Origin of the sequence: Pseudomonas sp. MF4836 (assembly GCF_002018875.1) — a bacterium.
GTDB lineage: Bacteria > Pseudomonadota > Gammaproteobacteria > Pseudomonadales > Pseudomonadaceae > Aquipseudomonas.
This window is the reverse complement of record NZ_MVOL01000008.1, coordinates 331,530-345,666: the sequence shown is the minus strand read 5'-3', so window position 1 is coordinate 345,666 and position 14,137 is coordinate 331,530. Positions and strand designations below refer to the sequence as shown.

Genomic DNA, 14,137 nt, shown 5'->3' with positions numbered 1-14,137 from the left:
GCAAAAACAAGAATAAGGAACCGTCATGTTCGATATCAGCACGTTCCCCAAAGCCGATGCCGTCCGCCGGGCAGCACAACTGAGCCAGGACGATTACCAGCGCCTGTACCGACAATCCATCGAACACCCCAGCGTCTTCTGGGCCGACCAGGCCACACGTTTTCTCGACTGGAGCAAACCGTGGCAGACCGTCCAGCGCTATGACCTGAAAACCGGTTCCGCCAGCTGGTTTGCCGGTGCCGAGCTGAACGTCAGCTACAACTGCATAGACCGTCACCTGGAACAGCGTGGCGATCAGGTGGCCATTCTCTGGGAAGGCGACGATCCGGCCGAGTCGCTGCAGATCACCTATAAAAAGCTCCACCACTACGTGTGTCGCCTGGCCAACGTGTTGAAAAGCCGTGGCGTGAAGAAGGGCGACCGGGTGTGCATCTACATGCCGATGATCCCCGAAGCCGCTTACGCCATGCTCGCCTGCACGCGAATCGGCGCCGTGCACTCGGTGGTCTTTGGTGGCTTCTCCCCGGATGCCTTGCGCGACCGGATTCTGGATGCGGATTGCCGCACCGTCATCACCGCCGATGAAGGCGTGCGCGGCGGCAAGTTCGTACCGCTCAAAAACAACGTCGACCAAGCCCTGCTCAACTGCCCCGGAGTCAGTACCGTCGTGGTGGTCGAGCGCACGCAAAACCCGGTGAACTGGGTCGAAGGCCGCGACCTCTGGTATCACCAGGCCCTGCGCAGCGTCGACGATGACTGCCCGCCGGAGCCCATGGACGCCGAAGACCCGCTGTTTATCCTCTATACCTCGGGCAGCACTGGCAAACCCAAGGGCGTGCTGCATACCACCGGCGGTTACCTGCTGCAGGCGGCCATGACCTTCAAGTACGTGCTCGACTACCGCGACGGCGAAGTCTTCTGGTGCACTGCGGATGTCGGCTGGGTCACCGGCCACAGCTACATCGTCTACGGCCCGCTGGCCAATGGCGCCACGACCCTGATCTTCGAGGGCGTGCCCAGCTACCCGAGCAGCTCGCGGTTCTGGGAGGTCATCGACAAACACCAGGTGAATATTTTCTACACCGCGCCAACCGCTCTGCGGGCCTTGATGCGCGAAGGCCCCGAACCCTTGCAGCAAACCTCGCGCAGCAGCCTGCGCCTGCTTGGCAGCGTCGGCGAACCGATCAACCCGGAAGCCTGGGAGTGGTATTTCAATGTGGTGGGCGAGCAACGCTGCCCGATCGTCGATACCTGGTGGCAGACCGAGACCGGCGGCATCATGCTCAGCCCCCTGGTCAGCGCAACCCGGATCAAGCCCGGCTGCGCCACCCAGCCCATGTTTGGCGTACAACCCGTGCTGCTGGACGAACAGGGCAAGGAAATCACCGGCGCCGGCAGCGGCGTGCTGGCCATCAAAGCCAGCTGGCCTGGGCAGATCCGCAGCGTCTATGGCGATCCGCAGCGCATGGTCGACACCTATTTCAAACCTTACCCCGGCTACTACTTCACCGGTGACGGCGCACGCCGCGACGAGGACGGCGATTACTGGATCACCGGGCGCATCGATGACGTGATCAATGTCTCCGGCCATCGCATCGGCACCGCCGAGGTCGAGAGCGCGCTGGTGCTGCATGACAGCGTTGCCGAAGCCGCCGTGGTCGGTTACCCCCATGACCTCAAGGGCCAGGGCATCTATGCCTTCGTCACCCCAATGAACGGGGTCGAAGCCAACGATGACTTGAAGAAACAACTGCTGGCCCTGGTCAGCAAGGAAATCGGCAGCTTCGCCAAGCCGGAACTGCTGCAATGGGCGCCGGCCTTGCCGAAAACCCGGTCGGGCAAGATCATGCGGCGTATCCTGCGCAAGATCGCCTGCAACGAGCTGGACAGCCTGGGCGACACCTCGACCCTGGCCGACCCCAGCGTGGTCGAGGGGCTGATCGACAAACGCCTGAACCTCTGAATCGGCGCGGCCCAGGCCGCGCTTCTCTCATGAAGACATCACCGAGCTGTCATGGAATTCATTCGTAGCCGCATCGAAAACCAAGTCATGAGCCTGTCCGGCCTGTCGCTGGGCAAACTCGACCTGGAAAACCCCAAGGGCGACCCGGGCCTGTTCGGCCCGGACTCGGTCAGTTGGCAAGTGCATGGCGATTTCAGCAGCATGCTGATCGGCGGCATCAGTGCCCTATTGATGCAGGCTCTGCACCCACTGGCCCTGGCCGGGGTCTGGGACCATTCAAACTTTCGCCAGGACATGCTCGGCCGCCTGCGCCGCACCGGCCAGTTCATTTCCGGCACCACCTTCGGTTCGCGCCAGGATGCTGAATGGCTGATCGACAAGGTGCGCACCATTCACCTGCAGGTGGTGGGCACCGCGCCCGATGGCCGCCCCTACGCCGCCAGCGACCCTGACCTGCTGACCTGGGTGCATGTGGCTGAAGTCAGCAGCTTCCTCGCGGCCCACTTGCGCTACCGCAACCCGAACTTGTCACCCGCCGATCAAGACCGGTATTACGCCGAGATCGCGCTGGTTGCCGAACGCCTCGGCGCCCGCGATATCCCGCGCTCGCGCCGGGAGGTCGGCGATTACCTGGCCCGCATGCAACAGCAGTTGTTGTGTGACGAACGCAGTCGAGAAGTGCTGCGGCTGTTGCTGGCGGCCCCCGCTCCCAGCCGTCTGGCTAAGCCTTTTGGCGCACTGATGATGAAGGCCGGAATCGATCTGCTGCCGGACTGGGCCAGTGCGATGCTCGACGTCAGCCAGAACCCGCTGCAACGCCAGTTGATCCGCGCCAGCGTCAACCGCAGTGCGCCCATGCTGCGCTGGGCGGTGCGTAATGGCTCGGTACAACGGGCGAAACGGCGCATGGGGCTGTAAGACCGAAGCAGTAAAGGACGCAGAAACTGATGAGTTGCCCGGGGGCGGTTGAATAGGTTGCGCTCCCAGGGCGCAGGCCAGCAGGAACAAGCCCTCTGGCGACATAGCTGGTAAACTGCCGCGCCCAATCATTCGCAAGGCGCCCGCATGTCTTCCTTGAATCAGGCGCTGCGCGCCGCCCTCGATCATCGCCAGGACCTGCTCGCCGAGTTGCATCAGCAAGGCACCGATTGCTATCGCCTGTTCCACGGCAGCCAGGAAGGGGCCGGCGGCCTGACCGTCGACCGCTATGGCCCGCAACTGCTGGTGCAGAGCTTTCACCAGAGCCTGGAACGCGACACGCTGCTGGAACTGCACCAGGCCATCAACCAACACCTGGGCCTGGACACCCTGCTGGTCTACAACGACCGCTCTCGGGGCAACTCGCGGATCGACCGCGAAGACACGGTGTATCGCGCCGATGAGGCCGCGCTGCAAGACCTGGTGGGCCATGAATGGGGCTTGAACTACCGGGTCCGCGGCCGACATGCGGGGCAGGATCCCCTGCTGTTTCTCGACCTGCGCAACGCCCGCGGCTGGGTCAAGGCACACAGCGCCGGCAAAAGCGTGCTCAACCTGTTTGCCTATACCTGTGGCGTCGGCCTGAGTGCCGCAGCCGGCGGCGCCCGCGAGGTCTGCAACCTGGACTTCGCCGAAGGCAACCTGGCGGTGGGCCGGGAGAACGGTGCGCTGAACCCGCAGTTGCCGACCATGGAGTTCGTGCAGTCCGATTACTTCCCGGCCATTCGCCAATTGGCCGGACTGCCCATCAGCCAGCGTCGCGGGCAGAAACTGCCCAGTTATCCGCGCCTGGAACAGCGTCAATACGACCTGGTATTGCTCGACCCGCCCGCCTGGGCCAAGAGCGCCTTCGGCACCGTCGACCTGTTGCGCGATTACCAGAGCCTGCTGAAGCCGGCGTTGCTGGCCACCGCCGAGGATGGGGTGCTGATCTGCTGCAACAACCTGGCAAAGGTATCGATGGACGACTGGCGTGGACAGGTGCTGCGTTGCGCCGAAAAGGCCGGGCGCCCGGTGCGTGACTGCCAGGTACTGACCCCCGGCGCGGACTTCCCGTCGCAGGACCAACAGCCACCGCTCAAGACCCTGGTCCTGCAACTCTGACCCGGTAGCGGCAAATCTGAACAATCCTGTATCCACCGATTGTTTCGGAACCGGAAACGCGTGCCATACTCCAAGGCACTTCCGATATCAGATAGATGAAGCCCTCGCATGACCAAAGGATTGATTCGCGCTATCGGCGCCCTGTTGACTGCTCTTGCCCTTTACAGTCTGTTGGGCTTTCTGATCTTGCCGGGCATTGCCTTGCGGGTGGCCAATCAGCAACTCGCCAACTACGCCACCACCCCGGCCCATATCCAACGTATCGAATTCAATCCGTACAGCCTGGAGCTCACGCTCTGGGGGCTGAATATCGGTGCGCCAGGTAAAGAGCAGGTAGGCTTCGAACGCCTCTATCTGAACCTGCAACTGGACAGCCTGTGGACCCGCGCGCTGCATCTGGCGGATATCGAACTGGATAAACCCAAGACCGAGATCCTGTTTGACAAGGAAGGCAAACTCAATCTGCTGGGGCTGTTCAAGATCCCCGCCAGCGAACCGACCCCTGCCGATCCCGACGCCAAGCCGTTCCCACTGCGTATCGAGCGCATCAAGCTGGCGAGCGGTTATGTGCACTTCCAGGACCTGCGCCCGAGCGAGCCGATCGAGTTCCTGTACGACAAACTCGACTTCGAGTTGAAGAACCTCAGCACCCTGCCCGATGACAACGCCGACATGACCCTGGTCGCGGCCGGGCCCGAAGGCGGACAGATCGACTGGTCCGGTAACTTCAGCCTGATCCCGCTGACTTCCGAGGGCAACCTGAAGGTCACTGACGGCAAGATGAAAGTCTGGTGGCCCTACGTTCGCGACGCCGTGCCGCTGGTTCTCGAGGACGGCATCCTCAACCTCAGCACGCACTACACGCTCAACCTGTCCAAGGAAACCGAGTTGCTGCTCAGCGATACTTCGCTGAGCGTCGCGCCCTTCGCCATCAAGGCCCCGGACGGCCGTCCCCTGGCCCGCCTGGAGCGCCTGGATGTCAGCGAAACCACGATAGACCTGGCCAAGCAGCAGGTGGTGGTCGGCAAGATTCGCAGCCAGAAGCTGGAAACCTGGGCCGCCCTCGAAGCCGATGGCCAGCTGGATTGGCAAAAACTGTTCGCCAGCCAACCGGCCAAACCGGCACCGGCCCCAGCGCCCGCGACTGCCGACACCCCCAAGGCGCAGCCGGCAGCACCGAGCAAACCCTGGCAGGTGTTGCTCAAGGATGTGCAACTGCGCAATTACCAGGTGCACCTCGCAGACCGTAAAGCCAAACCTGCGGTGGCCCTGGAAGTCGGTCCGCTGAACCTGGACCTGCAGAATTTCGACAGCCTCAACCAGTCGCCCTTTACCCTCAAGCTCGACAGCGGGCTGGGCAAACAGGGCAAGCTCCAAGCGAACGGCGAGGTCAACCTGAACCCGGTCACGGCCAAGCTCCAGGTGCAGACCCGGGATATCGACCTGCGGGTCGCGCAGTCCTATATCAGCCCGTTCATTCGCCTGGAACTGCGCAGCGGCATGCTCGACAGCGACCTGGCGGTCAACCTGAAAAAAGTCGACCCGCTGACACTCGCCATCACCGGCCGCGCCGAAGTGAACCAGTTGCACACCCTCGACACCCTGAAAACCCGCGACTTCGTGAAGTGGCAAAAGGTCGTGGTCGAAGGTCTCAACTATCAACACGGCGACAGCCTGTCGATCGACAAGGTCAACCTGTACCAGCCTTATGCGCGGTTCATGATCAACGATGACCGCACCACCAACGTCGACGACTTGCTGATTCCGCAACCGGCCAACAGCGGCGCCAAGCCTGCTGCCAAACCCGCGCCAGGCAAGGACAAACCGCTGGGGATTCACATTGGTGCGATTGCCATCAATGACGGCTCGGCCAACTTTGCCGACTTCAGCCTGACGCCCAACTTCGCCACCGCGGTGCAACAACTCAACGGGCAGATCGGCACCATCGACAGTCGCCAGGCAAAACCGGCCAGTGTCGACGTCAAGGGCAAGGTCGATCGTTATGCGCCGGTCACCATCAAGGGCAGCGTCAACCCGTTCGACCCCATGGCCGCGCTGGATATCGCCACCAGCTTCAAACGCGTGGAGTTGACCACCCTCACCCCCTACTCGGGCAAGTTCGCCGGCTACCGCATCCGCAAGGGCCGACTCAACCTAGACCTGCACTACCTGATCACCAACGGCCAACTCAAGGCCGAGAACAAGGTGGTGGTCGAACAGCTGCAACTGGGTGAAAAAGTCGACAGCCCGGACGCGGTGAGCCTGCCGCTGAAACTGGCGATTGCCTTGCTCAAGGACGTCGATGGCAAGATTTCCATCGAGCTGCCCGTGACCGGCGACCTCAACAACCCACAGTTCAGTGTCATGCCGATTGTCTGGCAGACCCTGCGTAACCTGATCGTCAAGGCTGCCGCTGCGCCCTTCAAACTTATTGGCGGACTGATCGCGGGTGGAGGTTCGGAAGACCTGGGCAGCGTGTCGTTCGCCCCTGGCTCAAGCGATCTGGGCAAGGACTCGGAAGCCGCGCTGGTAAAACTTGCCAACGCACTCAAGGAGCGTCCGGCCCTGCGCCTGGAGATCGAAGGCACTGCGGCGCAAAGCAGCGATGGTCCACTGCTGGCCCAGCAACGACTGGAACGGGAATACCAGTACAACTACTACAAGATGCTCCAGCGTCGTGGGGACAAGGTGCCCGCCCAAGCGTCGCTGCTGCAAGTACCCGACAGCGAGAAGAGCCCGCTCCTCGAAGGCATTTATCGCACTCGCCTCAAGACCCAGCCGCCGGCCGAGTGGAAGGACCTGGGCAAGGAAGAACGCAGCGCAAAAATGCGTGAAGCGGTGATCAAGTTCTGGAGTGGCAGCGATGTACTGTTGCGCCAACTGGGCCAGGAGCGCGCCAGCAGCATCAAGGACTTCCTGGTGGACAAGGGCCAACTGGCCGATGACCGCGTCTACTTCATCGACGCCAATCTCGGTGAAGCCGAAAGCGATGGCCGAGTCATCACCCCGATGCACCTGGATGCGGAATAACCCCTGACTGCGCCGCAGCCTGAAGGCCGCGGTCTTTTCCCGCCGCAATAGAACAGGCCCCGACACAAAGTGCCGGGGCCTGTAATGACCACATCCTTGTGGTCTTCCGCATGAACCTTCAGGAAGCGCCAGGCGTGTTACTCAGCTCGCCCTACACCTCATCTCCCAGTCCAGGCAAGAACTCTTACTGGGCTTTCAGGCCATCAGCGGAAACCGCTTTAACGCCTTTGATTTTCTTGGTGATGGCAACAGCGGTGGCTTTCTGCGCATCGGTCACCGCGACGGTGGACGACAGCGACACTACACCTTTGTTGGTTTCGACTTTGATGTCGGTGCCTGGGATGCCTTTTTCGGTAACCAGGTCGCTTTTAACTTTGGTGGTGATCCAGGTATCGGAGGTAGCTTCTTTAGCCTTGGTCACTTCACCGGCAGCCACAACCATCGGTGCCTGGGTGTTTTGAGTGGTCTGCGCAAATGCTGCGTTGGCCATGGTCAGGGTCAGAGCGGTAGCAGTTGCGGCAGCGATAGCGAACTTCTTCATACGAGTAACTCCTGTTTTTCTGGAAAGCCTGCGCCGTGTCCTGGCAACAGGGTTACCAGAGATATTGCAGGCGCTGTGCCAACTTCTGATAACAGATAAAACCCTTATAAAACAATAAGTTATAAAAACAGCAAAAATCCGGAATCATGCAATTTGCATGACACCCTGCGGATCTGCGTGCAAGTTGCGGTTTCTCGCTCAACCTTAACCGTCTGAAATCGCGAAACTTTCCCTGCGCCCTGGATTCCGGCCGTATCTGAACCGGAAGACCGGCTTGGCGCGCCCCATGCCCCAGCGGGCGCGACATCCGCAGTTCGTTCCCGGCGTTACATCATGCGCCGCCGGCCGTGCAGCCCTTGGGCGCGTAGTCCGCCCCTACCGTGGTGTTGCACAGCCACCCGGACGTGTTGGTACGACTCAGGGTCAGGGTCTGGTTCAGTACCGGGCCCGGCGCGTTGAGGATGGTGCAGGCAATCACGCCCTCGCCGCTGGCCGCCGTGCCGCTGGCGGTCATGCGGCAATTGGTGGTGAGGGCCGTACCGCCGACCAGTTCAAGGGTCGGGTCACTGCCCTGGTTGAGCTGATCTTCGAAATTGACCTTCAGCGCTGAGGCTTCGGCCAATGCCGCCACCACCTTGGCCCGAGCCTGGTATTTGGAATACAGCGGCAGGGCAAAGGTGGCGAGGATGCCGATGATGGCGACCACCACCAGCAATTCAATCAGGGTAAAGCCCTTCTGACTCTTCATGGACAAGCTCCAAGCATGAACGGGAATGTCATGACCTGAAGTGCTTGAAGCATGGCCTGTGCCAGCCCCTGAAAGCCCGTAGATCAAGGCGTGCAGCGGGGATGGCCGATGGCTTTCATCACAAGGAGTCGCACAAACTGACAATTTTCGTCAGCCGCCAGCCTGGGGCCGAGGGTATTTGCTGGCTAGGCTTGCACAGGAAAACGGCCCAGGGAGGCGCCGTTCCCCAGCGCTCAGGAACATCTCGGGGCAATCACGATCTATCAGGCGGTCGGCGCGACCTTAAAGGCGTCACACCCATTGCCTGCGGCCCGGAATAGTCCAAAGGCGCCAGCAAGGACCGAACCATGGCGGTAAAAGCAGCAAGAGTCAGTGTCTACGCCTGGGAAGGCAGCGACCGAAACGGACGCAAGCTGAGCGGCGAATTGACCGGACACAATCCGGCACTGATCAAGGCGCAATTGCGTCAGCAAGGAATCAACCCGGGGCGGGTGCGGAAAAAGCCAGTGGCGCTGTTCAGCAGCGGCAAAGCCATCGTTGCGCGAGATATCGTGCTGTTCACCAGGCAGATGGCGACCATGATGAAAGCCGGTGTGCCGCTGCTGCAGTCGTTCGATATCATCGCCGAGGGCTTCGACAAGCCGCGCATGCGCAATCTGATCCACGCGCTCAAGCGTGAAATCGAAGCCGGCAACAGCTTTGCCGGGGCCCTGCGCAAACATCCCCGGCAGTTCGACGAGCTGTATTGCAACCTGGTGGATGCCGGCGAGCAAGCCGGCGCCCTGGACACCCTGCTGGAGCGGGTAGCCACCTACAAGGAAAAAAGCGAAAGCCTCAAGGCCAGGATCAAGAAGGCCATGACCTATCCCTTGGCGGTCATCTGCGTCGCCTTGATCGTCAGCGGCATTTTGCTGGTCAAGGTGGTGCCGCAATTTCAGTCGATGTTCGCCGGGCTGAATACCCAACTGCCGGCTTTTACCCAGGCCGTCATCGGGCTCTCGCAGTTTATGCAGGAGCGCTGGTGGCAAATGCTGCTGGCTGGCGCCCTTGCGTTGCTCGCGGCGCGCTACGGCTATCGGCGTTTCCAGGGGCTGCGCGACTGGTTGGATGTCAGCCTGCTGAAGCTGCCACTGGCCGGGCCGCTGTTGTACAAGTCGGCGGTGGCGCGTTACGCCCGGACCCTGGCCACCACCTTTGCTGCCGGCGTGCCCCTGGTGCAGGCCCTGGATTCGGTAGGCGGCGCCACCGGCAACAGCCAGTTCAAAAAAGCGGTGCAGCAGGTCAAGGAGGATGTGGCCAGCGGCATGCAACTGAACTTCGCCATGCGCACCTGTGGAATGTTCCCTACTATGGCGATCCAGATGACGGCGATCGGCGAAGAATCCGGCGCCCTGGACTCCATGCTGGAAAAAGTGGCGACCTACTATGAAGCCGAGGTCGACAACTTGGTCGACACCCTCACCAGCCTCATGGAGCCCTTTATCATGGTGATTTTGGGCAGCATCGTCGGCGGCCTGGTGGTGGCCATGTACCTGCCCATCTTTCAACTCGGCACAGCGATCTGAGCATGTCTTTGACTGAAGTTCTGGCCATCTACCCATTGGCCTTCGTGTTATCCGCGCTGACTCTCGGGCTGCTGATCGGCAGCTTCCTCAATGTGCTGGTCTGGCGCCTGCCCAAAATGCTCCAGCGCGACTGGCAGGCACAGGCCCATGAAGTGCTGGGTCTGCCCGAGCAGTCGCCAGCGCCGACCTATAACCTGCTGTTGCCGCACTCCCACTGCCCGCACTGCGCCCACCAGATCCGCGCCTGGGAGAACATCCCGCTGCTCAGCTACCTGCTGCTGCGCGGGCGTTGCTCACAGTGCGCAGCCAGGATCAGCCCACGCTATCCGCTTACCGAGCTGGCTTGCGGCCTGCTGTCGGCCTTTATTGCCTGGCATTTCGGGTTTGGCTGGCAGGCCGGTGTGGTGCTGCTGCTCACGTGGGGGCTGCTGACGCTGAGCCTGATCGACGCCGAGCATCAACTGCTGCCTGACGTGCTGGTATTGCCCCTGTTGTGGCTGGGGCTGATCGTCAACAGTTTCGGGCTGTTCGTCAGCCTGGACGATGCGCTGTGGGGCGCCGTGCTTGGTTATATGTGCCTGTGGTCGGTGTACTGGCTGTTCAAGCTGCTGACCGGCAAGGACGGCATTGGCCATGGCGACTTCAAGCTGCTGGCCATGATTGGTGCATGGGGCGGCTGGCAGAGCCTGCCACTGACCATCATGCTGGCGTCGCTGGTGGGAGCCTTGGTGGGGGCGCTGATGCTGCGCTGGCGCAATGCGCAAACCTCGACCCCGATCCCCTTCGGGCCCTTTCTGGCAATTGCCGGCTGGATTGCCTTGCTCTGGGGTGGTCAAATAACCGACCTCTATTTGCAGTTTGTCGGGCTCCAATGACTAACCCTGTAACCAAACCCTGGATTCTTGGCCTCACCGGCGGCATCGGCAGTGGCAAAAGCGCTGCGGCGCAACATTTTATCGACCTGGGCATCCATGTCGTGGACGCCGATCACGCCGCTCGATGGGTGGTGGAGCCCGGACGTCCGGCCCTGGCGCGCATCGCTGAACATTTCGGCGCAGGCGTGCTGCAGGCTGACGGCCAGTTGGACCGAGCCGCCCTGCGCAAGCTGATTTTTGAAGTCCCGGAGCAGCGACGCTGGCTCGAAGCCCTGCTGCACCCGTTGATCGCCGAGGAAATCGTCGTCCACTTGGCGCGTGCACAATCGCCCTATGCAATCCTGGTGTCGCCGCTGCTGATCGAGTCCGGCCAGGCGGCAATGACTCAGCGGGTGCTGGTGATCGATGTCCCGCAACAGCTGCAAATCGAGCGCACCCTGCAGCGCGACCAGATCAGCGAACAGCAGATCCAGGCGATTCTCAAGGCCCAGGCCAGCCGCGAAGAGCGTCTGCGCCATGCCGACGATGTGCTGGCCAACGACCGCGACCTTGCCTGGTTGCACAGTGAGGTCGAGCGCCTGCACCACTTTTATCTAACTTTGCGTGGAGGCCAGTCATGAGCCAACCCCTGACCGTAGAATGCCCAACCTGTGGCGCCCCCGTTGAATGGACCGCCGAGAACAGCAACCGGCCGTTCTGCTCGGACCGTTGCAAACTGATCGACCTGGGTGCCTGGGCGTCCGAAGAACACAAGATTCCGGTCAGCCCGGACGCCGAAGACGAATTGTTCTCCGAAGACCTGCCGCCCCGCGCCCACTGAACCCCGGCTGCATCGTCCTAAGGACGCATAAACCCGTAATCCTGCTGGTCGTCGAGGTTCTCCGCGAGAAACTGCAATTCGTCGGCCAGATCCTCAATACTGCGTACGCTCTTGCTCTGCTGCACCACCGCGCTGAGCAGGGCGCGCAGGCTCAGGCCCGGCTCAAAGCCCTGCTCCTGGGCCTGTTCCAGATTCTTGCGCATTTCCTGCCTTGCCCATTCGTAGACACTCATGACCGTACTCCAGAAATTTTCCAGAGCATGAGACGGCGCCTGGCCGACGTAATTGATATGGATCAAGAACGTGGATCGTCGTCCTTCCACGGTGCCGAGAGGTAGCGGGTACGGTTGAAGGTTTCCAGCCACTCGGGGCAGAACACCACCAGCGCGCTGATCACCATGCCGTTGATAAAGGCCTCGGGGAAAATGATCAGCCAAAGGTAGCCGACGAAATCCTCCAGCCACTCAGGCATGGCAAAACGCTCGTCGAACCACAGCAGGCCCAGCCCGACCAACAGGCACAGCAAGGCCGAGAGTGCCGCAGCAAAAAAGCCGGAGCAAAAGATGTACACAAAGGGGTTACGCGGTTGCGCCCGCTCCACGAGGATCGCGCAGCATTCGGTGACCAGCACCGGCAACAGAATCAGCAACGCCCCGTTGACCCCCATGGCGGCCAGGTCCTGACGCCCGAGCAGCACCAGCCCCAACTGGGCCACCAACCCGCCGACCACTGCCAGCGGCCAGTCCAGGAGCAAGGTCACGGCGGTCATGCCGATAAAGTGATAAGACACGCCGGTGTCGAAGTCCCGGCGCACCAGCCACAACATAAACAGCGCGAACACCGTGCCAAACAGCAAATGCTGACGTCGACGGTCGGAGAACAACTCGACCCAGGGCGACCGCGCTATCGCCCAGATCAACACCGGCACATACAGCAGCCAGCCGACCACCAGGGTCGGCGCCGACAGCACGGCCGCACTGATCATGGCTGCAGTTGCTCCAGCGCCTCGCGCAGTTCGGCAGCGGTGGCGTACTCACGTTGCGCAACCAGCCGCCCTTCATTGAGCTGCAACCACAAGACCTTATTCTCGGCGCCGAGATAACGCGGTGCGACTCGTCCTTCGCGGTCGAGCAGAACCCGGTAGGAATAATCGCGCATGGCCGGGACCGCGAACATTTTCGCGATCAGCATCGGCATGCGCTGGATATCCGCGACGAATACCGCGTGTCGCGCCTCCAGATAGCCCTTGGGGCGATCTTCCAGCGCGGCCTTGACCAGCTTGGCCGCGTCCATGTCGCGCGCCACCAGCAACGTATGGGTCTGCTGATCCAGGCTGTAGGGTTGGTCGAACTGGTCGAGCAGGGTCCAGGGCGCCAGGCGCTCCCCGATTTCAGTCGCCTGTGCCCCCAGGCACAGCACACTCAGCAACAGCATCACGCCATACTTCACCGCATTCTCTCCTCTGGGCATCGCACATTGTTCAGGCCAGCAGTCTACACCGCCCTTCGCAGCCCTCCAGTCAAACGAACCTTTCAGCAATCGGCGTTTGGACGCTAAGCTTGGCCTATGGATGACTCAGATTACTTGCGCCTGCTCACCATTCAGGCCGAACAAGCCAATGCGTTCCTGTCCAATGCCCGCAAATGGGAGCGTGAGCGTTGGGTCTGCCAACGCCTGCTGCAAGGCTTGAACATCAGTTACCGCGCCGACGAGTTCACCCCAGCCGGGCAGGAACCACCGGACGTATTGTTTCGCGAGGCCAGCTTCGAGGTGTTTTTCGTCCTCGATAAAGGCCGGCGCCTCAACGACGAATGGCGGGACGAACTACAACGGCGCCGCAGCGCATTCTCCCTGAGCCAACTGGTGCGTCGCGAAGCCAAGCCCAAGCGCATTCCGGCCAGCGAACTGCTGCTGCGCCTGGCGCCCACCCTGCGCAAGAAAGCCCACAACTATAAAGAGCGCGGCATGGACCTGGGCGAGCTGGACATCATTGCCTTCGCCAGCCTCAAGCGTGAAGTGCTGGACCTCAACAGCCACTTCCCGCCGCCCACCGAGTATCTGCGCCAAGGCTGGCGCTCGCTGTCGCTGGTCGGCCCGACCTTCGCCCGAGTCCTGTTCGCCCACCCGGACGCACCGGACTTTTTACGCAGCAACCTGGGACGCAGCATCCTGTTCGACGTCGGGATCAGCCTGTGAGAACCTGGCGCCCTGCGGCACGCACCTGTTCCCGGGGGCCCTGCAAACCTTCGGCTGGAGCTGTAGCTTCCCCACATTTCGCAACGTCTACCTGACGAGGCCTTTATGAGCAGCCGCCTGAACCCCGACGACCAAAAACATGTCGAAGAGTATCTGCAACTGACCCAACACCGTGTCGAGCGCCGGCCCTTTCGGCCGTGGATGCTCCTGGTGGTGGTGCTGGCAGTGACCATCGGCCTGGGCCTGCTGAGCCGTTTTATCAGTTACCTGACGCTATGAGCTGCCTTGCGCTCGCTCGGGTAACTGCACCGATTTCT

At 61.6% G+C, this 14,137-nt stretch carries 15 protein-coding genes; 10 read left to right on the top strand and 5 right to left on the bottom strand.

All coding sequences use genetic code 11. From position 1 onward, the window contains the following. The first annotated feature begins 25 nt into the window (after nucleotides 1–25). The 4 genes from acs (at nucleotide 26) to MF4836_RS20520 (ending at nucleotide 7,075) form a co-directional block, all read left to right on the top strand. Nucleotides 26–1,963, top strand: coding sequence for an acetate--CoA ligase (gene acs, locus MF4836_RS20535; protein WP_078471784.1), 1,938 nt, complete (start codon nucleotides 26–28; stop codon nucleotides 1,961–1,963). Nucleotides 1,964–2,014: 51 nt separating this feature from the next. Further along, entirely contained in the window at nucleotides 2,015–2,881 is an 867-nt protein-coding gene (locus tag MF4836_RS20530; protein WP_078471783.1) for an oxygenase MpaB family protein, read from the top strand. Nucleotides 2,882–3,028: 147 nt separating this feature from the next. Next, nucleotides 3,029–4,045 (top strand): class I SAM-dependent rRNA methyltransferase, encoded by a 1,017-nt coding sequence (locus MF4836_RS20525; protein WP_078471782.1) that lies wholly within the window; start codon nucleotides 3,029–3,031, stop codon nucleotides 4,043–4,045. 108 nt (nucleotides 4,046–4,153) lie between these two features. Further along, entirely contained in the window at nucleotides 4,154–7,075 is a 2,922-nt protein-coding gene (locus MF4836_RS20520) for a DUF748 domain-containing protein (RefSeq protein WP_078471781.1), read from the top strand. A gap of 184 nt (nucleotides 7,076–7,259) precedes the next feature. Here the strand turns inward: MF4836_RS20520 and MF4836_RS20515 are convergent, their stop codons facing one another. After that, nucleotides 7,260–7,616, bottom strand: a complete 357-nt coding sequence (locus MF4836_RS20515) for a BON domain-containing protein (protein WP_078471780.1) — start codon at nucleotides 7,614–7,616, stop codon at nucleotides 7,260–7,262. A 331-nt stretch (nucleotides 7,617–7,947) separates the two neighbouring features. After that, complete coding sequence (locus MF4836_RS20510; RefSeq protein WP_020296480.1) at nucleotides 7,948–8,364, bottom strand: pilin; 417 nt, start codon at nucleotides 8,362–8,364, stop codon at nucleotides 7,948–7,950. A 347-nt stretch (nucleotides 8,365–8,711) separates the two neighbouring features. Between MF4836_RS20510 and MF4836_RS20505 the strand changes: the two genes are divergently transcribed. Genes MF4836_RS20505 through yacG form a run of 4 tightly spaced genes read left to right on the top strand, consistent with a single transcriptional unit; the run spans nucleotide 8,712 to nucleotide 11,624 of the window. After that, on the top strand, nucleotides 8,712–9,929 hold the full coding sequence (locus MF4836_RS20505; protein ID WP_078471779.1) for a type II secretion system F family protein: 1,218 nt from the start codon (nucleotides 8,712–8,714) through the stop codon (nucleotides 9,927–9,929). Between the two features lie 2 nt (nucleotides 9,930–9,931). After that, nucleotides 9,932–10,804 carry a prepilin peptidase gene (locus MF4836_RS20500; protein WP_078471778.1) on the top strand — a complete coding sequence of 291 codons (873 nt, stop codon included), beginning with the start codon at nucleotides 9,932–9,934 and terminating at the stop codon, nucleotides 10,802–10,804. Then, nucleotides 10,801–11,424, top strand: a complete 624-nt coding sequence (gene coaE, locus MF4836_RS20495) for a dephospho-CoA kinase (RefSeq protein ID WP_078471777.1) — start codon at nucleotides 10,801–10,803, stop codon at nucleotides 11,422–11,424. Before MF4836_RS20500 ends, coaE begins: the two co-directional genes overlap by 4 nt. Then, entirely contained in the window at nucleotides 11,421–11,624 is a 204-nt protein-coding gene (gene yacG / locus MF4836_RS20490; protein WP_020296476.1) for a DNA gyrase inhibitor YacG, read from the top strand. Before coaE ends, yacG begins: the two co-directional genes overlap by 4 nt. 17 nt (nucleotides 11,625–11,641) lie before the next feature. Here the strand turns inward: yacG and MF4836_RS20485 are convergent, their stop codons facing one another. The 3 genes from MF4836_RS20485 to MF4836_RS20475 all read right to left on the bottom strand — a co-directional run bounded on the left by MF4836_RS20485 (nucleotide 11,642) and on the right by MF4836_RS20475 (nucleotide 13,073). Next, nucleotides 11,642–11,857 (bottom strand): hypothetical protein, encoded by a 216-nt coding sequence (locus tag MF4836_RS20485; RefSeq protein ID WP_020296475.1) that lies wholly within the window; start codon nucleotides 11,855–11,857, stop codon nucleotides 11,642–11,644. A 62-nt stretch (nucleotides 11,858–11,919) separates the two neighbouring features. Beyond that, nucleotides 11,920–12,609, bottom strand: coding sequence for an energy-coupling factor ABC transporter permease (locus MF4836_RS20480; protein ID WP_078471776.1), 690 nt, complete (start codon nucleotides 12,607–12,609; stop codon nucleotides 11,920–11,922). Further along, a complete protein-coding gene (locus MF4836_RS20475) occupies nucleotides 12,606–13,073 on the bottom strand; it encodes an FAD/FMN-containing dehydrogenase (protein WP_078471775.1) in 468 nt (155 codons plus the stop codon). The genes MF4836_RS20480 and MF4836_RS20475 overlap by 4 nt, the downstream gene beginning before the upstream one ends. A 117-nt stretch (nucleotides 13,074–13,190) precedes the next feature. Here MF4836_RS20475 and MF4836_RS20470 point away from each other — a divergent pair, with 117 nt between their 5' ends. Further along, nucleotides 13,191–13,820 (top strand): DUF1780 domain-containing protein, encoded by a 630-nt coding sequence (locus tag MF4836_RS20470; RefSeq protein WP_078471774.1) that lies wholly within the window; start codon nucleotides 13,191–13,193, stop codon nucleotides 13,818–13,820. 105 nt (nucleotides 13,821–13,925) lie between these two features. Further along, a complete protein-coding gene (locus MF4836_RS20465) occupies nucleotides 13,926–14,099 on the top strand; it encodes a DUF3094 domain-containing protein (RefSeq protein ID WP_020296471.1) in 174 nt (57 codons plus the stop codon). The last annotated feature ends 38 nt before the right edge of the window (nucleotides 14,100–14,137 follow it).